The organism is Neobacillus sp. Fa239, from assembly GCF_055395235.1.
In genome coordinates this window covers 4,745,383-4,767,503 of sequence record NZ_AP041611.1, presented here as the reverse complement: position 1 = coordinate 4,767,503, position 22,121 = coordinate 4,745,383, and the positions used below count along the sequence as shown (strand labels likewise).

Below are 22,121 nucleotides of genomic sequence, written 5' to 3'. Positions count from 1 at the left end.
AATAATTCCGCGAACCCGCAAAAAGTTACCTAATTTAAAAGGTAAAAACCAGTCTGCAGCCATGATCTTTGCAGCGAGGACAAAGAGATTCCGCGGGTTTTGACCGGAATTCCGCGAGTTTGGGTTAGGATTCCGCGGGTTCGGGTCAGAATTCCGCGGACATCCCAGATAATTCCGCGCGTTTCAGGAATAATTCCGCGAACCTGCAAAAAGTTACCTAATTTAAAAGGTAAAAACCAGTCTGCAGCCATGATCTTTGCAGCGAGGACAAAGAGATTCCGCGGGTTCGGAGAGGAATCCCGCGGACCTCCCAGAAAATCCCGCGCGTTTCAGGAATAATTCCGCAAACCCGCTAAAAAGTACCTAATTCATAAGCTAAAAATCCGCCGTTTGTAGCCACAATAACATTACCTCAACAACCCGGCAACCTTCTCCCAACGGGCATCCCATGAATTTTCCTCGCCCACACGCTGCCTTAGGCTTACCCATTCAGCTGAATGGACGTCCTCCTTCGATTCCATCATCCAAACTAACTTTTCAATCATTTCCGGTCCGGAATGAATAATCTCGATTACATCCTGATAGGGCTCGACCTCAGGCAGTGCGGTTGAAATGACTGGTTTACCGGCAGATAAATACTCATACATCTTAATTGGATTCACACTTTTCGTCAGTTCATTTATTTTAAAAGGAATCAAACAAATATCAAACTCTTGAATGTAGTTGGGCAAACGCTTATAGGGCTTTGAACCGAGAAAATAGACATTTTCCAAGCCGCGAAGATTGCTGATATTGGTATCAATCGGCCCGATCATCACGAAGGAATAGGAGGGCAGCGCACGGGCGGCTTCTTCAATTAACTTAAGATCAATCCAATCGCTGATTCCGCCGATAAACCCGACAATCGGTTTGGGAATTTCGTCAATGTCCCATGGGGTTAGCAGGGTTTCCTCCTGAACCTTGGAAAAATGCTCATATTCCGCTCCGTTTGGAACAAGGTGCAGATTACTGCTCCACTCGGACCGGTCCTCCAGCAGCTTTCTTGCGGTTGCAAAACAAACATGCGAAACGCCCATTAATTCCTTTTCAAGCTCTTTTACAAGCTTGGGCTTAATGAAGCCGGTGAACGATGCATGGTCATCCACACAATCATAATAAACCGATTGAAAATTCATTTTACCTAATAAATCCACTGAGCTTGGTAAAAATGAATATAATTCCAGCTCACCGTCAAATTGACGCGATGCTTTTTTAATCGGAATCGAGATAATCCACTGATTGATTTTATTCACCAATCGATATTTATTGCCAAAAGGAAGCACCGGCGGCGGGCTTAACACAAATAAATTTTCATCATGCTGCTGCAGACCGTTGTACCATCTCTTCCAGCTTTTTAACAGCTGTTTATTTTTCAACGGAGCAATCAGGGTCACCGGAGGTTCGACATAAACAACCGTTCGGCCGTCGCCGGCAGCCCGCTTCATAAAATGGTGGGGGCGGTGCTGGGCTCCATCCCAAACACCTGCCGAAATGGCAACCATAACTTTCTTCTGATGTTGCGGCATGGTTTAATCCTTCCTTCTCAATTTAATCATCTTCCTAAGTTCAACTACTTCCTGACATTTAAAAATAATGGAACCGGCAGCGAATAGCCCTAACGTCACAGCAGATAAAATCATCAAATGCAGAAACGAATTGGAAGCTGGTAAAATAATCGCGATTAATTGTGATAGAGCATAGACAATGAAAAATAGGCAGAGCAGCTTGGCGAAAGCTTTTGAAAAAGCAACCAGTTCTGCTTTTTCAATCATTACAGCTGCTGGAAGCCGATAGAACAATAAAGCTGTTTGAAGGGCCATCGCAACTGAGGCAGCGAGAGCAATACCCCCGACCCCCATATAGCGGGATAAAAAAATGCTTAAAACAATATTTACAGCCACCGCAAGAACACTGCTCGTCATCGTCGGTTTCGTTTCCTTCAATGCGACAAAACAGCGGTTTAAATACTCCTTCAACGCAATAAATACCATTCCAATGGAATAAAAGAAAAAGGCATGTGCCGTCATCTGTGCCGCCGTTTCGTCAAAAGCGCCGCGTTTAAAGGCCAGGGCAACTAATAGCTGACTCTCGACAAGCATGACGACAAGGATGGGAATCGCAGCAAAACTGATCATGCTTAAGCCTTTAAAAACCAGTCTTACAAACTCGGCCCCCTTAATCACCGCTGCATCCACGACCGAAGGAAAGATGACCGTGATCAAGGACAGTAACAGAATACTCAGCGGCAGGTACATCAATTTGTTGGCGTAGTTTAACGATGAAACACTGCCTTCCGGAAGGCGGGAGGCCACCATCCGGTCGACAACGGCATTGACTTGATAGGCGACAGAAGCAATCATAATCGGCGAAAACATTTTCAGCGTATCGACCAGTTGCTTTTTGTACTTTTTAAAAGCAAAATGGATACGAAGGACTTGATATTTTTTTATAAACGGGTATTGCAGGAAAAACTGGCTGATCGCCCCAAGCAGTGTTGCAACGGCAATTCCGTAAATGCCATATTCATTGGTAAAAAAAATAATGGCGAGAATGACCAATAAATTTTGCGGAATGGCGACGAAGGCCGGCGGGGCGAAAACTTTTTCGTATTCCAGAATGCCAGTCATAATCGCCGATAGGACAAAAAAGCAAAAACTCGGCAGCATAATCATCGTTAATTGATTGGTTAAGTGACTTTCCTCTTCGGTAAATCCAGGCGCCATGATTTTTGTAATCAACGGTGTCAAGAAATAAAAAAGGATGGTCAGCACAACAGAGAGCAGAGTAAACATCGTAGCCAGGACGCTGATTGATTCATTTTTCCCTTTTGCTTCGGCATATAGCGGTGCCATGCCGGTCGTAATGGCCATTCCAACAGCGGTAAACATTAAGACCGGAATAATGGAAGCAACGAAAAACGCATCCGTGACGGTGGAGGCCCCGAAATAGGCGGCCATTAACAGATCGCGACCAAACCCTAATAGCTTGCTGACAATCGCAATTAACGTTATAATTCCAACAGATTTAATCAATTTCATACAGTCACCGTCTTCATTTCGGAGGCATCATATTCATTATGGTCAATTCCGGACATCATTAAGCAAACAAATTCCTCCAATAAAAAGTAAAGAGGCATTCAATATGAATTATGTAGATATTTTAGGAATCAATTTTTTAAATAAAGGCTTTTCAGAGGTCGTGGGTCTTCTAACGGAACGAATTGAGAAAAATGACAAAACCTTCGTTGTTACGGCAAACCCCGAAATTGTCATGTATACAAGGGAAAATCCCGAGTACAAAAAAATTGTCCAATCCGCTGATTTCGTTGTTCCCGATGGTTCTGGAATCATTCTTGCAGCGAAGCTTTTAGATAATCCACTTCAGGAGCGGGTCACTGGATACGATTTGATGATGCAGCTCCTTAAGCTTGCCAATGAACGCCAGTGGCGGATTTATCTTTTAGGCGGACAGGAGGAAACAAATCAGAAAGCGGCTGCAACGATCCGCGGGCAATTTCCTCATGCGCAGCTGGTGGGCTCGCACAACGGATTTTTTAACTGGGAAGAAAATGCAATTCGAAAGGAAATCCAATCGGTCAGACCGGACCTGATTTTTGTGTGTTTAGGATTTCCGAGGCAGGAAAAATGGATTTCCGAGAACATTGATCATTTTTCAAAGGGAATCTTCATCGGTGTCGGCGGGAGTATTGATGTGTTGGCTGGTGAGGTTAAGCGGGCCCCGGAGGTATGGCAAAAAATGAATCTGGAATGGTTTTACCGGTTAATGAAGCAGCCCTCCCGCTTCGGACGTATGCTCGCACTGCCAAAATTTTTAATTCAAGTTATGAAAAAAAGGTCATCGAAATGATGGCCTTTTTAAATTACTTACATGAAAACCCTGTTATATGGAGATAAACATAAATAGATGTGTAATATTTTAATGAAATGAGTCATCTATTTTATTGAACCAAAGGGTGATTATGATGAAGGTTCTTCATTTAAATGCCGGTGTTGAAACTGGAGGTGGAATGGTTCATATTCTTGACCTTTTACATAACTTCAAAGGGACAGATATCATTTTAGGATTATTTGAAAAAGGACTAATGTATGAAAAGGCGCTGGAAAGGGGCATTAAGGTCGTTCTGTTTAATCAAAAATCCAAGTTGGATTTTAAGATGATTAAGAGAATTTTAATGCTTGTCGACGGAGAAAATATAAAAATTATCCACACACACGGACCGAGAGCTAATTTCTTTGGCTGTTTTATTAAAAAAAAGCGGCGGAATTTAAAATGGATTACGACGGTTCACAGTAATCCGCACCATGACTTTCTCGGTAAAGGCATATCCGGAGCTTTTTTAACCACTCTCCATCTTTGGGCATTAAAGAAACCGGATCACTGCCTGGCCATTTCCAAGCGGTTTAAGAACCTGCTCGTCTCTGAAGGTATTGAGGAAGGAAAAATTACTTGGATCTATAATGGGATTGATTTTGAAAGACCGTGTGAGGGCTTCTCGCTTTCCAGACAAGAATTTAACGTCAATGACAATGACTTTCTATTGATTATGGTGGCAAGATTATGCCCGGTAAAAGGTCATTCACTCGTGTTTTCGGTCGTCAAAGAATTGCCTGGGGTTAAATTACTGGTCGTTGGTTCGGGTGATTTGGAGAAGGAATTAAAACAGCAGGTATCCCATTTGGGGATTGGGGATAAGGTTGTTTTCTTAGGCCATCGTCAGGATGTGGATGCATTATACCAAATTGCCGACTTGAAATTGCTGGCTTCCCTTAGCGAAAGCTTTCCGCTTGTTCTACTGGAAGCGGCCCGGGCAAAAAAGCCGGTCATCACTTCAGATGTGGGCGGTGTCCGCGACTTGATTCCATCCGGCGAATATGGCTGGATTGTGCCTGTTGACGATAAAAAGGCACTTCAGGAAGCCATTAAAGAAGCGATGGAATACAGGGAGTTGGGAATCTTAAAGGAAATTGGGTTAAATTTGTATAATCGGGCCTCCACCTATTTCACTCTCGACCATTTTCGCGAAAGCGTCCTAAATACCTACAAAAATCTCGTTTAGTTCAGGATTATTCTTGTTTTAATGACATATTTTTTACAATAAGATTTCTTTAGCCCAAATTCAAATCTTTGTGCTATAATAAACTCGTTGTACTAGCGTACTTAGAAAAATATGCCTTGAGTCTTTATTTTACAAAGGGGCATTATATTCATAAGGAGGGTCTTTATGCTATTTTTGACCTTTTTATTATGTTTTTTATGCTCCATTCTTCTAACTCCAATGATAAAAAAATTGGCATTTAAAGTCGGAGCAACGGATAATCCGAATCAACGAAAAGTTCATCAGAAGATTATGCCGCGTTTAGGCGGTATAGCGATATATATCAGTTTTATTTTGGGATTGCTGCTTTTACATCCTGACAGTCCTTACCATGCTGCCATTGTGGTCGGCAGTTTAATCATCGTCGCAACGGGTGTCTTGGACGATCTCTATGAATTATCCGCTAAAATAAAGTTGGTACTGCAAATTGTTGCAGCCGTAATTGTCGTATTATGGGGCGGGGTTCAGGTTGATTTTATCAACTTACCGTTCGGCGGATTGATTCAGTTTGGCGTGCTTAGCACACCGATTACGATTTTGTGGATTGTCGGCGTTACGAATGCCATTAATCTTATTGATGGATTGGATGGTTTAGCGGCAGGTGTTTCATCGATTGCATTGATTACCATTTCAGCTATGGCGATCGTAATGGGGAACGGTTATGTGATTGTAATGGGAGCGCTTCTGTTAGCCAGCACATTAGGCTTTCTCGTTTTCAATTTCCACCCTGCAAAAATTTTCATGGGCGATACGGGTGCGTTATTCCTGGGCTATATGATTTCCGTACTGTCCTTATTAGGATTTAAAAATGTAGCGATTATCTCGTTTGTAGTACCGATTATTATTTTAGGCGTGCCGATTTCAGATACCGTGTTTGCAATAGTCCGCCGTCTTTATAATAAGAACCCTTTATCAGCACCAGATAAATCACATTTACACCATTGCCTGCTCAAGCTTGGTTTTACTCATAAACAAACGGTTTTATTGATTTATTCGATGAGTGCGATGTTTGGTCTAATGGCGTTTATTTTTACCATGTCAACCGTATGGGGATCGTTCATTATTCTCGCGGTTATCCTGCTGGGAATTGAACTATTCGTCGAAAGCATTGGTTTGATTAATAAAAATTACCGGCCGCTCCTCAGGATCGTCCAGGTATTAAAAGAAGCAGATACAAAAAAGGACCTTTAATTGAAGGTCCTTTTTTCCTTAAGAAGAGAGCAATGAAAAAAACTCGGCGCTAAACGCCGAGTTTTTTAGTTATTTGCTGTATCATTTGATGTCGGATCGTTTGATGTGCTGGTTTTAATTCCAAGCTGCTCTTTTAAAATTTGTTTCGTTGCATCTAATGAAGTTTTGTCCAATTGGTAATAATAAATGCCATTGATATAGGAATCGGATCCTTTAATGGTCATGGATTCCGTTTTTAAACTGGTCCCTGCTTGTAAATAGCTTAAAAAGGAAGTCATTTTATCAAAGGTTAAATCGGTTGTCATGTTTTTACCAATAGCTTCTATGACATTGGAATAGCTCGCGATGGATTTGACAGATGTTGCTTTCGAAAGGATCGCTTTTACAATTTCCTGCTGGCGTCCGCCACGATAAATATCACTGTCATAATGGCGGGTACGGGCAAAAGCAAGCGCTTGTTCACCGTTTAAGTGCTGCATTCCTTTTTGGATTGTAATCGCTCCCTTATGATCGTGTGAATCCTGTTCAGAGAACGTGTAAGGTACATTAACATCCACACCGCCAAGAGCATTGATGACATCCATAAACGCATTAAAGTTCATTTTTACATAATTATCGATCGGAATATTTAGCAATTCTTCCACTGTATCAAGGGTAAGACTCACACCACCATAGGCATGGGCATGGGTGATTTTTGTATAAATATTTTTTCCAGGAATGTAAACGTAAGAATCACGCGGAATGCTTAACAATTTGACAGAATGATTCTTTTTATTGAAGGTTGCCACCATTAACGCATCGGAACGGGGATTGCCCTCCTTGCGTTTTGTGCTGTCATCTACCCCGATAAATAGAATCGAAGTATTATCAGGTGAAGTATTTTTATTGACGATTTTCGTAGTTCTTACGACTGGTTTATAGGATTTGTTCATGACTGATTCTGCTTTATTGTATAAAAAAGCTGCGTAAGCCGATGCACCCAATACTAAAACTAAAATGGGCAATAGCAACCAGGTCAAAAGCCTCTTTCGTTTTTTTCTTCCCTTTTTATTGAACTTTTCTTGTCTATTTACAGACATAGATGCACTCCTTTACACTTTTATAGAAAATTGTCTAATTTTGTAGTCTAGTCTTTAAACCAAGTTTAATTTTATTATATTTTAAGAGATTGGTAAATTGAAATTTTACGAAAATTTTACGAAAAAGGGGTTTAAAATATAAAAGGAGTCCTTTTTATACAGACTCCTCAAGGTATACCTGTTCACCTTCTTTTATTTTTCCTTGCCCATTCGTTAATTCTGTCATCCAATTGCTAAAGGATTCTTTTTGACCTTCTTCGACAAATACTTCGAATTCCACGGTGTCCAGATAGTGAATATCCTTGATGGTGTAAACCGAAGAACGCAATTCATTTTCAATTTTCCCAAGCCAAGTATATTCAACTGTTACATGCATAATGCTCATTAATTTTCGTTCCACCACTCCAGCGGCATTGATACCATCCGAAGCTGCTTTCCCGTACGCGCGAATCAGACCGCCTGCCCCTAATTTAATGCCTCCAAAATAGCGGGTGACGACGACAACAGAATCCTTTAACTTTCTTTTCTTGAGTACCTCGAGAATGGGAACGCCGGCTGTACCGCTTGGTTCCCCGTCATCATTGGCCTTTTGAATCTGGTCTTGTTCGCCAATCAAATAGGCTGAACAATTATGAGTCGCATTCCAATGTATTTTCTTGATTGTCTGAATAAAATCCTGGGCCGCGGTTTCCGTTTCCACTCTTTTTATATGGGCGATAAATCTTGATTTTTGTATAATGATTTCATGTTCACCGGAATCTTTCACTGTGAAGTAGCGGGTTAGCATAAGCTTCCTCCTTATCATTAAAAAGAATACGTATTAGTGTAATATAACTTTAACATGTGTGTAAACTTTGCATGCTATAATATAGTAGATTCCCGATATACTGATGTTTTATAGGAAAAAGGTATGAGAAACACTACTCTTATTATACTACTTTTTACCCACGCATCATTATCGGATGATAAAATTAGTTAAAATTCACCTTATAATTTGATAAATAAAATATGATTAAAGGATTTGACGAATTTCTATGAAAATAAAAAAGATTGATATGAAGACCATTGATGAGATTCGTGAAAAAATGATTGAAACCGTAACCTGCAGCAAAAGTGATATTTTTCAAATTGGTGAGCAGTGCCGGCAGGATTACGAACAAATGACGAATGAATTGGACAATATTAAAAAAATGGTGGTCAAGCTTATTGACGAAGGTGATTCACTTGAAGAACAGGTTAGAAGAGCTAGAATAAGATTAACAGAAGTAAGCACGAACATTAAAAACTTTTCTGAGGCAGAGGTAAGGGAAGCCTATGAAATCGCCCATCAGCTGCAAATGGATCTCTCCATTAACTGGCAGTATAAAAAGCAGCTTCTGGATAAACGGGATGACCTTGAGCGCAGGTTAATGGGATTGGATGAAACGATTGATAGGGCTGATCATCTTATTTCGCAAATTTCCGTCGTCAAAAATTATTTGGCCAGCGAAATGGGTGAGGTCCTTGAGGATGCAAAGGCGAAGCAGGATTTTGGATTAAAAATTATTGAGGCCCAGGAAGAAGAACGAAAGCGCTTGTCGCGGGAAATTCACGATGGGCCAGCCCAAATGCTTGCCAATGTCATCATGCGTTCGGACCTTATTGAACGAGTATATCGGGACGCAGGACCAGAGGAGGCGTTTTCAGAACTTAGCGGCTTCAAAATAATGGTTCGATCCGCTTTATATGAAGTCCGTCGCATCATTTATGACCTTCGTCCGATGGCGCTTGATGATTTAGGACTAGTTCCTACCCTCAGAAAATATTTACAAACAATCGAAGAATATCATAACCATTCAAAAATTGATTTTGTGAATATAGGCCTGGAACGCAGACTTCCGACTAAGTACGAGGTAGCATTGTTCCGAATGATTCAGGAGTCTGTGCAAAATGCACTCAAGCATGCCAATGCCTGCGAAATAAAGGTCAAGTTGGAAATGACAAACTCTACCATTACCGTTTTAATTAAGGACAATGGAGTTGGATTTGATATTAGTAATAAAAAACCAGAATCCTTTGGTATAATAGGTATGAAAGAGCGTGTCGATCTCCTGGATGGTGAAATTACCATTGATTCAAAGATTGGCAGAGGAACCGCTGTATTCATTCGTGTTCCATTAACCGACTAACCAGACAAGTTGAACCTCCAATTGGAGAGAAGAAAAGAATCGAAATTAGAAGGATTAAGGGAGGCGAGAACATTGATGACGAAAATTGCTATTATTGATGATCATCAATTATTTAGAGAAGGGGTAAAGCGAATTCTTGAGTTTGAAAAAACATTTGAAGTCGTGGCCGAAGGTGATGACGGCTCTGAAGCCCTAAGAATTGTACAAGAGTCCAATCCTGATGTTGTCATCATGGATATTAATATGCCGCAAAAAAACGGTGTTGAAGCAACGCGCGAGCTAGTGGAAAAATACCCTGATACAAAAGTGATTATTTTATCAATTCATGATGATGAAAATTATGTAACCCACGCACTGCAAACAGGTGCCCAGGGCTATTTATTGAAGGAAATGGACGCAGATGCTCTTATCGATGCTGTTCGCGTTGTAGCGGAAGGCGGGTCCTACTTACATCCAAAGGTTACTCATAACTTGGTAAAAGAATACCGCCGCTTAACAGCTGGACGAGTACCAGGCGGCACATACGTTCAAACGGTTGAAATCCGCCGGCCGCTTCATCTCTTGACCCGCCGCGAATGCGAGGTCCTGCAAATGCTGGCTGACGGTAAGAGTAACCGCGGTATCGGAGAAGCCTTGTTTATCAGTGAAAAAACAGTTAAAAATCATGTCAGCAACATCCTGCAAAAAATGAACGTAAACGACCGCACACAAGCAGTTGTCGTCGCGATCAAGAATGGCTGGGTGGAAGTACGATAATCTTATAGCACGCCTTTGGCGTGTTCTTTTTTTTCTAATGCAAAATGACCAGTTTTCATATAAAATAAAAAAACAAATAGTAGAGTAATAGACAAGGGGTAAATATGTTATGAAAACGGCTGTGGTCACGGATAGTACAGCGTACATTCCGAAAGAATTGCGAGATAAATGGAATATTAAGATGATCCCGTTAAATGTCATTTTCGGCAGCGAGTCCTATCAGGAAGAAGTCGACATTACGGCAAGTGAATTTTACGATGAGGTGAAGCAGAAAGACCTTCCCAAGACCTCACAGCCTTCCATCGGGCAATTTGTCGAGCTGTTCGAAAGGCTATCCCATGAATACGATGCCGTGATCAGCATCCACCTTTCCAGTGGAATCAGCGGTACCTTCCAAGGTGCCGGAACCGCCGGAACGATGGTAGAGGGAATCAAAATATATCCGTTTGATTCCGAAATCAGCTGTATGGTCCAAGGTTTTTACGCGCTCGAAGCAGCCAAAATGGCTTCACAGGGTGAATCCACCCAGTCAATCCTGGTGCGCCTCGAAGAATTGAGACAAACGGCACGTGCCTATTTCATGGTTGATGATCTCGGCCATCTCCAGCGAGGCGGCCGCCTTTCGAGTGCCCAAGCCTTCATCGGCAGCCTGCTCCAGGTGAAGCCGCTCCTGCACTTTGAAAATAAGATCATTGTGCCATTTGAAAAAATCCGCACCCGGAAAAAAGCCATGAAGCGGATTGCCGACCTCCTTGGTGAGGATGTCAAGGACGGTGCTGCCTATCAAGCGGTCATCATCCACGCTAACCGGGAAATAGAAGCACAAGAATGGAAGGCTGAGCTTTCTGCTTTATATCCAAATGTTGAATTTTGGATCAGCTACTTCGGCGCTGTCATCGGCACCCACCTCGGCGAAGGCGCCATGGGAATGGGCTGGATGAAAAAATAAATGGATGCTGCAGCCATCCCGGGCATTGAGTCTGGGGTGGCTTTTTGTTTTGGATGGGTGGTTCGCGGGATTATGTTGGATTTACGCGGAATCCGGGTTAGAGTTAGCGGAATTCTGTCCGAAAGTCGCGGAATTAGTCTGAGAACCCGCGGATTTCCGTTTCAAACCCGCGGAATCGACCTATAGCAAAGAAAAGTTCATGCCCAAGACAAGTAGATATCTATAAGGATAGGTCATTTCAAGCTATCGAGCGGAATTATTCGGGATTTACGCGGAATCCGGGTTAGAGTTGGCGGAATTCCGCTCGAAACTCGCGGAAATAATCCGAACCCCCGCGGAATTCCGTTCCGAACCAGCGGAATCGACCGACGGCAAAGAAAAGTTCATGCCCAACGCAAGTAGATAGCTATTAAAATAGGTAATTTAAAGCAGTTGCGCTGAATTACTCGGGATTTACGCGGAATCCGATTCAAAGCTGGCGGAATTTCGCTCGAGACTCGCGGAAATAATCCGAACCCCCGCGGAATTCCAACCCAAACCCGCTGAATCCCTCCCAACACCAGAGCATTTACACCTCACCTCAACAAAAAAAATTTCCAAATCCGGCAGGAATCTCGACAATTAATGTAGAAATATGTAAAAAAACAAAAGGAGTGATGATCTTTGATAGCAAGAGAGTTACCCATGCCGCTCAGATTGATATTAACTGAAATTTTATTCAAACGATTGATACTTGGCCATAGCAAATTCCAAGAGGTCGAAAGCAATCTGGCAAGAAGAAGAGCAGGATATTGGGGTGAAATCATTTTAAGCAACTATATGAAGAAACTGCCTCCAGGAAAGTACCTCATTTTTCACGACCTTCACCTAGAAATCCACGGAGTCCACTTCCAAATTGATACACTGCTCCTCTCCCGAAGCTATATTCTCATTATTGAAGCCAAAAATATCTCCGGTACCCTCATATTTGATAGCACGTTCAACCAACTCATCAGAATTCAGGATAACAAGAAAGAAACCTTTGAGGACCCGCGTGTTCAGGCAAAATGGCACCGTACCCTTTTACAAGATTGGTTCGCTTATCGCGGAATAACCCAACTGCCAATCGAAACCCTCGTTTTTTTTGCCAATGTTAAAACCACCTTAAAAACAATGCCTGGAGATCGAGGTGATTTTAGTAAGGTATGTAAAGGCAGAGACGTTTTAAATAAAATATATGATTATGAAAAAATCTATCACCAAGAAAAAGTCGATTCCACAGCCATCACCGAAATGGGAAATCTCCTAATAAACAATCACAACCCGCAAAAAATAAATATTCTGGATGAATTCAAACTTGGGCCCGACTCTATCCGTTCCGGAGTAATATGTCCAAAGTGCTTGCATATGCCAATGCTCTATTCAAAAGGAAAATGGCATTGCTCAAAATGTCAAACGATCTCGAAGGACGAGTTTATTGAGGCCAACTACGACTATTTCCATATCATTAAACCAACCATTACCAATTCCGAATGCCGCCATTTCCTCCACCTGCCTTCCAACAATATCGCCCAAAAACATCTCCAATCATTAAACTTGGAATGGACTGGCAATACAAAAAGCCGCATTTACCATCAACCGATAGAGAAGGTGCCCCCGTGCGTTTTGCCACAATTAATGGAATGCTGATCCCGCAAAAAGAGGATTCACTGCCGATATCCAAAATTGCAGCCATCCCGCAGCAGCCCGTAAATCCAACATTCCGATACAATCCCGAGCTTCAGCATCTGCTAGCGGGTAAACAGCTCCTCCCCGACGATATCCCGCATCCACACATCGAAATTCAAGCCCACTATCAAAATGGATACATCAACTATCGTAAAGGAATTGACTACCAGTGGAAAAAGCCTTTCTGTGCCAGATGCGGCAATAAGGATCCGCAATGGTTTGCAGTGTTTCCGTGTGCACGATGCGGAGAATCCTGCCTCTACTGCCGCCAGTGTCTAATGATGGGAAGAATCAGCGAATGTACGCCACTTATCGGCTGGAATGGACCAGAACCAGAATTTTGCTTACCGCCTAAAGTCATGGACTGGAGCGGAACATTATCAAAGGGGCAGCAGGAGGCATCAAACCAGGTAGTCGAGGCGATACAACAAAATAAAGAGCTTCTCGTTTGGGCCGTTTGCGGGGCAGGAAAAACCGAGGTGCTCTTCGCAGGAATTGAAGCAGCACTCTCAGCGAAAAAAAGGGTTTGTATTGCGACGCCAAGAACCGACGTGGTCTTGGAACTAACCCCAAGAATCAAAGCTGCATTTCCCGGCATATCAGTCGCATCCTTATTCGGTGGAAGTGAAGACAGACATCTGTCAGCACCTCTTACCATTGCCACAACCCATCAGCTCCTCCGTTTTTATCAGGCTTTTGACACGATCATCCTCGATGAAGTGGATGCTTTTCCATACACAGTGGAGGAATCGCTTCAATATGCAGCCGCCAATGCCCGCAAGCCTGTCTCTGCCATTATTTATCTGACCGCTACACCCAATTCAAAATGGCAAATGGAATGCAGGCAAGGGAAAAGAGATTTTACCACCATCCCGGCCAGATTCCACCGGCATCCGCTCCCTGTGCCCCAATTTAAATGGTGCGGGAATTGGAAGAAGCTGTTGAAAAAAGGTCAGCTTCCTCCCAATGTCCTAAAATGGATAACAGCCCGTCTCCAAATTGAAAAGCAAGCGTTAATCTTTTTTCCCCATATTCGCTTAATGGAAAAAGCCCTGCCAATCCTCTGCAGACTAAATGAGAATATTGAGGCTGTCCATGCGGAGGATCCTGATCGGAAGGAGAAGGTTTTAAAAATGCGTGCGAAGAAAATTCCTTTACTTCTTACGACCACCATTCTCGAGCGGGGTGTTACCTTTCCGAATATTGATGTTGCGGTAGTGGGGGCAGAGGATGGGATTTTTACAGAAAGTGCCCTTGTACAAATAGCCGGCCGGGCAGGGAGAAGTGCTGATTATCCCAATGGGGACATCACCTTTTTTCATTTTGGAAAAACGGAAGAAATGCTGAAGGCTCGCAAGCAAATTATCACCATGAACCGTGAGGGAATCAAAAAGGGGCTGATTGATACATGAAGGGATTCCAACAAAATCGCTGTTTAATCTGCCATGGGATAATCGCGCCCATCATTGGCTGGCAAGCCCTTATTTCAGCTAAAAAGGAACCGTTATTATGCTCTGAATGTGAAGGGAAGCTTGAAAAAATTTCAGGTGAAACCTGCAGCATATGCGGCCGTCCACTTCATAATCTGACTGAAAGGTTTCGCCATGGTGATCGGTGCCATGACTGTCAGCGTTGGGAAGAGGACGTGGATTGGAATGGATATCTTGAAAAAAACACTTCCCTCTATCTTTATAATGAATTTTTAAAAGAAGTTATTGCAAGATATAAATTTCGCGGTGACTATGTACTGTCCAAAGCATTTGCGGAATCGATCAAGGAAATCCTGGACTTAATGGCCTGTGATCTATTTGTTCCCATTCCATTAAGCGAAACAAGGCTTTATGAGCGGGGCTTTAATCAATCAGCTGCACTAATCGTTGAAGCGGGATTCGAAGTATCCCCTCTTTTAACGCGCGTTCACTCGGAGAAACAATCGAAAAAGTCCAGGTCCGACAGAATTCATCTCCCACAGGTTTTCGCTCTCCGTCCAGCCATCTCGGTAGAAAACAAAAAAGTAGTGTTACTAGATGATATTTATACAACCGGTTCGACCCTGAGGCATGCAGCAAAGCTAATAAAGCAAGCGGGTGCAGCCAGCGTTCAATCGCTTACGCTTGCAAGATAAAAAGTGGCAGCTGATGCCGCCACTTGCAGGACTAAAATTTCATATTTAAAGCTGTTTGGGCATTATGAACGTCCTGGCCAAGCAATTGCTCCAGATCGTAGGCAGGGTAGTAGCCATGTTTGTGCATATAGTTGAAGGCTCTTTCATGTCCATGAATGGCGGCAATTAACTGATTGGTAAAGGTTTTTCTTAAGGCAGGCGTCGCCGTTTCGGTAATGGCATGGGCCAGACATCGGACTGATTCTGATGATAAGGCAAGGAGTTCGGCAGCAAAAAAGCTGACATCTTCCCGGACCGTGATCTCCCTTGGCTGATAGCCCGGTGCTGACGAATAAAATTTGAGCAGCTCATTTAAATTTGATTCCAGCTCGTGGATGCACCTTCTGTAAAGTTCCTTTAATTCATGATCGGGTACCTTATTGATCGACATTTTTAATTTCATCAGCCCGAGGGATTGGAAAGCTACAATTTCATGCAATTCCATTGTTTCATGCCAGGCGAGCGGCTTTCTTACTTCATGATTCATTCGGATGCCTCCATTCATTTTTTTACCATTTAGCCTATTCCCTGAGCTTTTAACTGGCAATTTGTCCAAATGAATATTAAAATGGAATTATATACAACTCTCCATTTTAGGGATAATTATCCACTTTTATACAACTGAATAGCAGATTGTCACTATTTCTCCCGTGTTTTTGTCAATAATTCGACAAAATTATTATTCGGTTTTAGCAGGATAATCATAGGGCAAAATAGAAATGTATTTACATAGCTTTTAATAAAAGGAGGAGTTCACTTATGAATTATAACGTTCGTGGTGAAAACATTGAGGTAACTCCAGCAATTAGAGAGTATGTAGAAAAGAAAATTGCAAAATTGGAACGGTATTTTACCGAATCACCTGAAGCAAAGGTTAATGTGAATTTAAGATTCAATCAAGATAAAACTTCAAAAGTTGAGGTAACCATACCACTGCCGCATCTTGTTCTTCGTGCAGAAGAAACAAATGTTGATATGTATGCGGGGATTGACTTAATTTCTGACAAGCTTGAGCGTCAAATTCGCAAACACAAAACAAAGGTTAACCGCAAATTCCGTGAAAAAGGTGAATTTCCAATCACATTTGCAACTGCAGAAAGCACTGAGGTTCATGATTTAGACGATGATGAGCTTGAAGTAGTTCGTACGAAACGGTTTGACCTAAAACCAATGGATAGCGAAGAAGCAATCCTGCAAATGAATATGTTAGGCCATAATTTCTATGTCTTCACCAATGCCGATACAAACCGTACCAACGTTGTTTACAAACGTAAAGACGGACGCTACGGCTTAATTGAAGCTCATTAATGAAAGATAGAAACGCAGTCCATAGGGGCTGCGTTTTTTTATTTAGTAATATATCAGATTTTTCTGTATAATAGAATTACTAGGTTAAAATAGTTTTCACTTAATTATGGTGAATTCCCGCGGAATAACCCAAAACAGGAGGTATTTTTCAATGACTTTTTCAATCATCGGCTACGACCCAGTCGAAAAAGAATGGGGAATCGCTGTTCAATCCAAATTTCTAGGTGTCGGGGCAGTAGTTCCTTGGGCGAAGGCAGGTGCAGGGGCAGTGGCGACACAATCCTACGCAAACACCGCCTATGGACCGAAAGCGTTGGCATTGATGGAGGAAGGTAAAACTGCAAAGGAAGCGCTCGCCCTATTATTACGGGATGATCCAGAAAGAGAAATGCGTCAAGTGGGCTTGATAGACGCCTTCGGAAATGCCACCACCTATACCGGAAAAGAGTGCTATGACTGGGCAGGCGGGGTGACAGGCACCCATTTTGCTGCGCAGGGGAATATATTAGTGGACGCTAAAACGGTAGAGGCGATGGGAAGGATTTTTTCAGAAGCCGAGGGGCCACTCGCAGCCCGTCTTCTTGCCGCATTAGATGCCGGTCAGGAGGCTGGTGGAGACAGCAGAGGGATGCAATCAGCTGCGTTATATGTAGTAAAGGAAAAAGGCGGCTACGGCGGTTTCAATGATCGCTTTATTGATCTAAGAGTAGACGACCATCCAGACCCAATCAAAGAATTAATTCGAATCTATCATCTGCAGCAATTGTATTTTGCTCCATCAAAGTCTGATCGTATAGCGGCCATTGAAGGAGATGTCAAAAAGGAATTGATTCATCATCTCTCCGAAACGGGCTATCTCAAGGAAGAGGCGACTGGCGATGATGAAATTTACCAAGCTCTAACCAACTACATCCATACGGAAAACTTTGAAATGCGCGAGCAAAAAAGAGGATACATAGATTTAGATGTACTGGACTTTATGAAAAAATAATCGTTGTTGGATGAAGACCACAGTATTGGAATGTGGTCTTTTTCTTTTTAATGGGCTGGAGTTTATTATGAATTTGTGTAGATAACGAGTATTTTCGCGGAATAAATTGAGAAACTCGCGGAAAAGTAGGAAAACCTCGCGGAATTAAATCGGACTCCCGCGGAATAAGATAAGAAACTCGCAGAATTTACCAGATATCCCGCGGAATCATCGCCTGCCTCTGCAAAAGTCATCCGCCAACCTCTGTATAAAATAAATAAAAAAGGCGAAATCCCTCGAGATTTCGCCTCTAAACCTAAATATTATTTCCCAGCCCCGCAGCAGTTCTTATATTTTTTCCCGCTTCCGCAAATGCATGGGTCGTTGCGGCCGATGTCCAATTGCTTGACCTTCGGCTTTTGCTTAACAGGTTCACCATCTTCTTTCGGATTTACCGCCTGGCCTTTAGCGACTTCCTGGCGCTCAAGATTGTTGCGGATTTCTGCTTTCATGATGTACATGGAAGCTTCCTCTTCAATCGAGGTGACCATCGCTTCAAACATGGCGAAGCCTTCATGCTGGTATTCCCGTAATGGATCGGTTTGACCATAGGCACGCAAATGAATACCGTCACGAAGCTGGTCCATGGCATCGATATGGTCAATCCATTTTGAATCGACGGCACGAAGCATAACCACTTTTTCAAATTCACGCATTTGCTCTGGGAATAGAATTTGTTCCTTTTCATCGTAACGTTCTTTCACCTTCGCAAAAATCGCCTCGGTTATTTCTTCTGGTTCTTTTTCTTTCAGCTCATTAAGCGTAATGTCGCCTTCAAATAGAAGGTTTGCGTTCACATAATCAATAATTCCCTGCAGGTCCCAAGCTTCCTCATCTTCAGCTAAGGAGGCATGAACCGCAACGGAGCGCTCAATCGTTCTCAAAATCATTTGTTCCACAATTTCGCGAAGATTTTCGGATTCTAATAATTCATCGCGCTGCTTATAAATAATTTCCCGCTGCTGGCGAAGAACATCGTCATATTGTAATAGCTGTTTCCGGGCATCGAAGTTGTTGCCCTCCACGCGTTTTTGGGCGGATTCAACGGCTTTTGACACCATTTTACTTTGGATTGGCTGGTTATCATCCATGCCCAGGCGCTGCATCATCGCTTTCATATTGTCAGAGCCGAAGCGGCGCATCAATTCGTCTTCCATCGATAAATAAAACTGAGTAATCCCCGGGTCTCCCTGACGACCAGATCGTCCGCGGAGCTGGTTATCAATACGACGGCTTTCATGACGCTCGGTACCAATTACGGCAAGACCGCCTAACTCGATTACACCTTCTCCAAGCTTAATGTCCGTACCACGGCCGGCCATGTTCGTGGCGATTGTAACCGCTCCACTTGTACCGGCTTCCGCGATAATCTCTGCTTCGCGCTCATGGTTTTTTGCATTCAACACATTGTGTTTGACACCTTTTTTCAATAAAAGCTTGGAAATAAGCTCTGAGGTTTCGATCGCCACCGTACCAACAAGAACGGGCTGCCCCTTTTTATGACGATCTGCGATATCTTCAACAACCGCTCTAAATTTACCATCCATTGAAGAGTAAATTAAATCTGGGCGGTCATCACGGGCAATCGGACGATTGGTCGGAATGACGATTACATTCATATTATAAATATTGCGGAATTCTTCCTCTTCCGTTTTTGCGGTACCCGTCATACCGGCTAATTTTTCATACATACGGAAATAGTTCTGGAACGTAATCGTCGCCATGGTCATGCTTTCATTTTGGACTTCCAAGCCTTCTTTTGCTTCAATCGCCTGGTGCAGACCTTCACTATAGCGGCGTCCCTTCATCAAACGGCCGGTAAATTGGTCAACGATGACAATTTCGCCGTCCTGAACGACATAATCAACATCCAAGTGCATGCTGACATTAGCTTTTAGGGCCTGATTAATATGATGGTTTAAAGACACGTGACGCATATCAAACAGGTTTTCAATGCTAAATGCCTTCTCCGCTTTGCTAATCCCTTCTTCGGTGAGCATAACGCCTTTGGTTTTTTCATCATAGGTATAATCCTGTTCCTTTTGCAGATTCCGGACGAACGCATTCGCCTGAATATAAAGAGCGGCCGATTTTTCAGCTGAACCCGAGATGATAAGCGGTGTCCGTGCTTCATCAATAAGAATCGAGTCGACCTCGTCAATTACCGCATAAAAAAGAGGACGCTGCACCTTTTCTTCCTTATAAAGCACCATATTATCACGGAGATAATCGAAGCCGTATTCATTGTTCGTTCCATAAGTGATGTCAGCAGCATATGCTGCCTGTTTTTCATCTTTATCCATGCTATTCAGGTTTAGGCCAACGGTTAGGCCCAAGAATTGATAGAGGGCACCCATTTCCGTAGCGTCACGGCTGGCCAGATATTCGTTGACGGTAACCACGTGCACCCCTTTGCCGGACAGGGCATTTAAATACACCGGCATGGTCGCGGTTAACGTTTTACCTTCCCCTGTTTTCATTTCCGAAATGTTCCCTTCATGGAGTGAAATCCCTCCCATTAATTGAACATGATACGGATATAATCCAAGGACACGGCGGGCACCTTCCCGAACCACTGCAAAGGCTTCGACAAGCAGGTCATCAAGTGACTCGCCATTTTGATAGCGAGCTTTAAATTCCTCAGTTTTCTCCCGCAGCTGATCATCTGACAGCTTTTCCGTTTCGCCTGCAAGGGCTTCAACTTCATTTGCCATTTTATCTAATCGTTTCAATTCGCGTTTATTCAAATCAAATACTTTATTTAAGATCCCCATCATATGGTGAACGCTCCTTTTAATCGAGATAGCCAAAAGCCATAAATGAATGAATTCGCCTGAAATGGGCTGAATCCCTTCAAAATCATTCGATAATTTCTTTATCCATCTTACCACTTCCGCTATGGGGTGACAACAAAGTTCCTATGGAAGCAAAATTTGCCCCTTTACTGTCACAAATTATCCAATTGACAGCATTCATTTTTTAAAAAACAGTTTCCAATTACCCCATGAATCTTCAAGTGAATATTGTGGCAGAAATATGTATAAAAATTATCTAATATGCAATTAAACACTATCGATATGTTGCTTATTAACCCTTATAAATACAGTGTTTTTAGAGTAAAAACAGATTTGTCTACGCTTGAAAAAATATTCACAAATTGTACATTGGAATATACTTTGTCAATGTTAGATACTACCTTTAGAGAGGTTAAAATGGAAAATAAATAGAGAACGAATCCAATATGGGAAGGGTGAGTAAAGTGGCCTTTTGGGGGAAAAAGAACAGAGAGATAGATCCCGAAACCAGAGAAAATAGAATAAAAGCTGGCCCAATGCATAGGCTCTGGCAAAAAGTCAGAAATATAGATTGGAAGAACCCAGTCAACCGCTGGAAATTATTATTTGCGGCACTTGTGGGCTGCATTGTTGTATTTGGAGGGGGATATGGAGTTCTTTCCTATACAAACTCTCCTTCATTCTGTTCCAACTGTCATGAAATGACACCGGAATATACAACGTATACAGCGAGCGCTCATAATCAGATTTCCTGTGTTCAGTGTCATATCAAACCTGGACTCACAAACATGCTGACGCACAAAGTGAAATCACTGAAGGAAGTCTATTACCACGTAACTGGTGCACCGAATCAAATTGTCCAAACAGCTGATGAAGCGGTTTCCAACCAGAACTGTTTGCAATGTCATTCTAAAAACCGTTTGGTTACGCCTTCAGGGGATCTAAAGGTCAACCACCAGAAACATATTGCAGATGGTATTCCTTGTATCACCTGTCACTCTGGTGTTGTGCATGCAAAGATTGCTTCACGTGATTTAAACGTGGCGGCTGATCGCAGTAAATGGAGCCCGGCAACAGCCAAAAAATTAATAGAAGAAAAATATTTACGTCCAAACATGGGAACCTGTATTGATTGCCATAACAAGGTAAATAAAGGTGAAAAACCTTGGAAAGATCCAGAATATCTCGTTCCGCCAAACCCTGAAGAAACAGCTGCTGTGAACGAGGCGAAAACGAACGTGGCGAGTGCCGCTACAACGGATTTAAAGGGTAAAAAAGCAACACAAGAAATCATCCTGGAATCACTCAATAATATGAACCACTTGAAAATTTCCATGGCATGTTCGACATGTCACTCAGAAATCAGCACACCAAAGGATCATCGGGACACAACCTGGAACACCAACCATGGTGCAACTGCTGTAAAAGAATTAGACAAATGCTTTACATGCCACCAAGACTCTAAGTGGTCCAGGCCAATTCCTAAACAAGACATCCTTACATTATTGAAATTGGGACCAAAAGGTCAAAAATACGTACCAAGTCTTGCAACTGCTAAAGAAGAAGCAAGAAACAGCACGTTCTGTAACACCTGCCATGCACAACGGCCTGGCGGGCATTTAACAAGTGACCAATGGCTGACAGGACATGCATCGCATGCAAAAACTGATGAACAAAAAGCGCAGTGCTTTGTCTGCCATAATCTGGATAAAGCAAAAGACGAAAAACAATTTAATAATGCCCCAACAGATGTCTATTGTAAGAATTGCCATCGAACCGGATTTAAGGGTGCAGTTAAAAACTAAGAATCTACTCGTCT

The 22,121-nt window shown here is 42.6% G+C and carries 18 protein-coding genes; 12 read left to right on the top strand and 6 right to left on the bottom strand.

All coding sequences use genetic code 11. The annotated features are described in order from the left end of the window. Positions 1–407: 407 nt before the first annotated feature. Complete coding sequence (locus ACZ5XR_RS23660) at positions 408–1,565, bottom strand: glycosyltransferase (RefSeq protein ID WP_464498925.1); 1,158 nt, start codon at positions 1,563–1,565, stop codon at positions 408–410. A 3-nt stretch (positions 1,566–1,568) separates the two neighbouring features. After that, positions 1,569–3,077: a murein biosynthesis integral membrane protein MurJ gene (murJ, locus tag ACZ5XR_RS23655; RefSeq protein WP_464498924.1), complete on the bottom strand. Its 1,509-nt coding sequence runs from the start codon at positions 3,075–3,077 to the stop codon at positions 1,569–1,571. 103 nt (positions 3,078–3,180) lie between these two features. On the opposite strand from murJ, the gene ACZ5XR_RS23650 reads away from it, so the two are divergent. The 3 genes from ACZ5XR_RS23650 (at position 3,181) to ACZ5XR_RS23640 (ending at position 6,346) form a co-directional block, all read left to right on the top strand. Then, the gene (locus ACZ5XR_RS23650; protein ID WP_464498923.1) at positions 3,181–3,906 is read left to right on the top strand and encodes a WecB/TagA/CpsF family glycosyltransferase; all 726 of its coding nucleotides are present in this window, start codon (positions 3,181–3,183) and stop codon (positions 3,904–3,906) included. 112 nt (positions 3,907–4,018) lie between these two features. Continuing rightward, positions 4,019–5,116, top strand: a complete 1,098-nt coding sequence (locus ACZ5XR_RS23645) for a glycosyltransferase family 4 protein (RefSeq protein WP_464498922.1) — start codon at positions 4,019–4,021, stop codon at positions 5,114–5,116. Positions 5,117–5,281: 165 nt separating this feature from the next. Next, positions 5,282–6,346 (top strand): MraY family glycosyltransferase, encoded by a 1,065-nt coding sequence (locus tag ACZ5XR_RS23640; RefSeq protein WP_464498921.1) that lies wholly within the window; start codon positions 5,282–5,284, stop codon positions 6,344–6,346. A 65-nt stretch (positions 6,347–6,411) separates the two neighbouring features. On the opposite strand, the gene ACZ5XR_RS23635 is transcribed toward ACZ5XR_RS23640, so the two are convergent. Both ACZ5XR_RS23635 and ACZ5XR_RS23630 read right to left on the bottom strand, forming a co-directional pair. Beyond that, a complete protein-coding gene (locus tag ACZ5XR_RS23635; RefSeq protein WP_464498920.1) occupies positions 6,412–7,425 on the bottom strand; it encodes an LCP family protein in 1,014 nt (337 codons plus the stop codon). A gap of 154 nt (positions 7,426–7,579) precedes the next feature. Then, on the bottom strand, positions 7,580–8,212 hold the full coding sequence (locus ACZ5XR_RS23630) for a YigZ family protein (RefSeq protein WP_464498919.1): 633 nt from the start codon (positions 8,210–8,212) through the stop codon (positions 7,580–7,582). A gap of 247 nt (positions 8,213–8,459) precedes the next feature. Between ACZ5XR_RS23630 and ACZ5XR_RS23625 the strand changes: the two genes are divergently transcribed. From ACZ5XR_RS23625 to ACZ5XR_RS23600, 6 genes are all read left to right on the top strand, one after another. Next, positions 8,460–9,593: a sensor histidine kinase gene (locus ACZ5XR_RS23625; RefSeq protein WP_464498918.1), complete on the top strand. Its 1,134-nt coding sequence runs from the start codon at positions 8,460–8,462 to the stop codon at positions 9,591–9,593. Between the two features lie 72 nt (positions 9,594–9,665). Then, positions 9,666–10,349, top strand: a complete 684-nt coding sequence (locus ACZ5XR_RS23620; RefSeq protein WP_464498917.1) for a response regulator transcription factor — start codon at positions 9,666–9,668, stop codon at positions 10,347–10,349. Positions 10,350–10,458: 109 nt separating this feature from the next. Next, positions 10,459–11,298, top strand: a complete 840-nt coding sequence (locus ACZ5XR_RS23615) for a DegV family protein (protein WP_464498916.1) — start codon at positions 10,459–10,461, stop codon at positions 11,296–11,298. A gap of 663 nt (positions 11,299–11,961) precedes the next feature. Next, the gene (locus ACZ5XR_RS23610; protein ID WP_464498915.1) at positions 11,962–12,966 is read left to right on the top strand and encodes an NERD domain-containing protein; all 1,005 of its coding nucleotides are present in this window, start codon (positions 11,962–11,964) and stop codon (positions 12,964–12,966) included. Next, entirely contained in the window at positions 12,936–14,417 is a 1,482-nt protein-coding gene (locus ACZ5XR_RS23605; RefSeq protein ID WP_464498914.1) for an ATP-dependent helicase ComFA, read from the top strand. Before ACZ5XR_RS23610 ends, ACZ5XR_RS23605 begins: the two co-directional genes overlap by 31 nt. After that, positions 14,414–15,130, top strand: coding sequence for a phosphoribosyltransferase family protein (locus tag ACZ5XR_RS23600; protein ID WP_464498913.1), 717 nt, complete (start codon positions 14,414–14,416; stop codon positions 15,128–15,130). Before ACZ5XR_RS23605 ends, ACZ5XR_RS23600 begins: the two co-directional genes overlap by 4 nt. A 31-nt stretch (positions 15,131–15,161) precedes the next feature. On the opposite strand, the gene ACZ5XR_RS23595 is transcribed toward ACZ5XR_RS23600, so the two are convergent. Continuing rightward, entirely contained in the window at positions 15,162–15,656 is a 495-nt protein-coding gene (locus tag ACZ5XR_RS23595) for a spore coat protein (protein WP_464498912.1), read from the bottom strand. Positions 15,657–15,928: 272 nt separating this feature from the next. On the opposite strand from ACZ5XR_RS23595, the gene hpf reads away from it, so the two are divergent. Together hpf and ACZ5XR_RS23585 are read left to right on the top strand one after the other, a co-directional pair. After that, positions 15,929–16,477, top strand: a complete 549-nt coding sequence (hpf, locus tag ACZ5XR_RS23590; RefSeq protein WP_464498911.1) for a ribosome hibernation-promoting factor, HPF/YfiA family — start codon at positions 15,929–15,931, stop codon at positions 16,475–16,477. A gap of 151 nt (positions 16,478–16,628) precedes the next feature. Next, entirely contained in the window at positions 16,629–17,468 is an 840-nt protein-coding gene (locus tag ACZ5XR_RS23585; protein WP_464498910.1) for a DUF1028 domain-containing protein, read from the top strand. A gap of 302 nt (positions 17,469–17,770) precedes the next feature. Here the strand turns inward: ACZ5XR_RS23585 and secA are convergent, their stop codons facing one another. Next, positions 17,771–20,284 carry a preprotein translocase subunit SecA gene (gene secA / locus ACZ5XR_RS23580; protein WP_464498909.1) on the bottom strand — a complete coding sequence of 838 codons (2,514 nt, stop codon included), beginning with the start codon at positions 20,282–20,284 and terminating at the stop codon, positions 17,771–17,773. Positions 20,285–20,838: 554 nt separating this feature from the next. Between secA and ACZ5XR_RS23575 the strand changes: the two genes are divergently transcribed. Further along, positions 20,839–22,107 carry a cytochrome c3 family protein gene (locus tag ACZ5XR_RS23575; protein WP_464498908.1) on the top strand — a complete coding sequence of 423 codons (1,269 nt, stop codon included), beginning with the start codon at positions 20,839–20,841 and terminating at the stop codon, positions 22,105–22,107. Positions 22,108–22,121 lie beyond the last annotated feature (14 nt).

Excerpts from the sequence above, each read along its gene's own strand:
- ACZ5XR_RS23660 (WP_464498925.1), bottom strand. The coding sequence starts at position 1,565 with ATGCCGCAACATCAGAAGAAAGTTATGGTTGCCATTTCGGCAGGTGTT.
- murJ (WP_464498924.1), bottom strand. The coding sequence starts at position 3,077 with ATGAAATTGATTAAATCTGTTGGAATTATAACGTTAATTGCGATTGTC.
- ACZ5XR_RS23650 (WP_464498923.1), top strand. The coding sequence starts at position 3,181 with ATGAATTATGTAGATATTTTAGGAATCAATTTTTTAAATAAAGGCTTT.
- ACZ5XR_RS23645 (WP_464498922.1), top strand. The coding sequence starts at position 4,019 with ATGATGAAGGTTCTTCATTTAAATGCCGGTGTTGAAACTGGAGGTGGA.
- ACZ5XR_RS23640 (WP_464498921.1), top strand. The coding sequence starts at position 5,282 with ATGCTATTTTTGACCTTTTTATTATGTTTTTTATGCTCCATTCTTCTA.
- ACZ5XR_RS23635 (WP_464498920.1), bottom strand. The coding sequence starts at position 7,425 with ATGTCTGTAAATAGACAAGAAAAGTTCAATAAAAAGGGAAGAAAAAAA.
- ACZ5XR_RS23630 (WP_464498919.1), bottom strand. The coding sequence starts at position 8,212 with ATGCTAACCCGCTACTTCACAGTGAAAGATTCCGGTGAACATGAAATC.
- ACZ5XR_RS23625 (WP_464498918.1), top strand. The coding sequence starts at position 8,460 with ATGAAAATAAAAAAGATTGATATGAAGACCATTGATGAGATTCGTGAA.
- ACZ5XR_RS23615 (WP_464498916.1), top strand. The coding sequence starts at position 10,459 with ATGAAAACGGCTGTGGTCACGGATAGTACAGCGTACATTCCGAAAGAA.
- ACZ5XR_RS23600 (WP_464498913.1), top strand. The coding sequence starts at position 14,414 with ATGAAGGGATTCCAACAAAATCGCTGTTTAATCTGCCATGGGATAATC.
- ACZ5XR_RS23595 (WP_464498912.1), bottom strand. The coding sequence starts at position 15,656 with ATGAATCATGAAGTAAGAAAGCCGCTCGCCTGGCATGAAACAATGGAA.
- hpf (WP_464498911.1), top strand. The coding sequence starts at position 15,929 with ATGAATTATAACGTTCGTGGTGAAAACATTGAGGTAACTCCAGCAATT.
- ACZ5XR_RS23585 (WP_464498910.1), top strand. The coding sequence starts at position 16,629 with ATGACTTTTTCAATCATCGGCTACGACCCAGTCGAAAAAGAATGGGGA.
- secA (WP_464498909.1), bottom strand. The coding sequence starts at position 20,284 with ATGATGGGGATCTTAAATAAAGTATTTGATTTGAATAAACGCGAATTG.
- ACZ5XR_RS23575 (WP_464498908.1), top strand. The coding sequence starts at position 20,839 with ATGCATAGGCTCTGGCAAAAAGTCAGAAATATAGATTGGAAGAACCCA.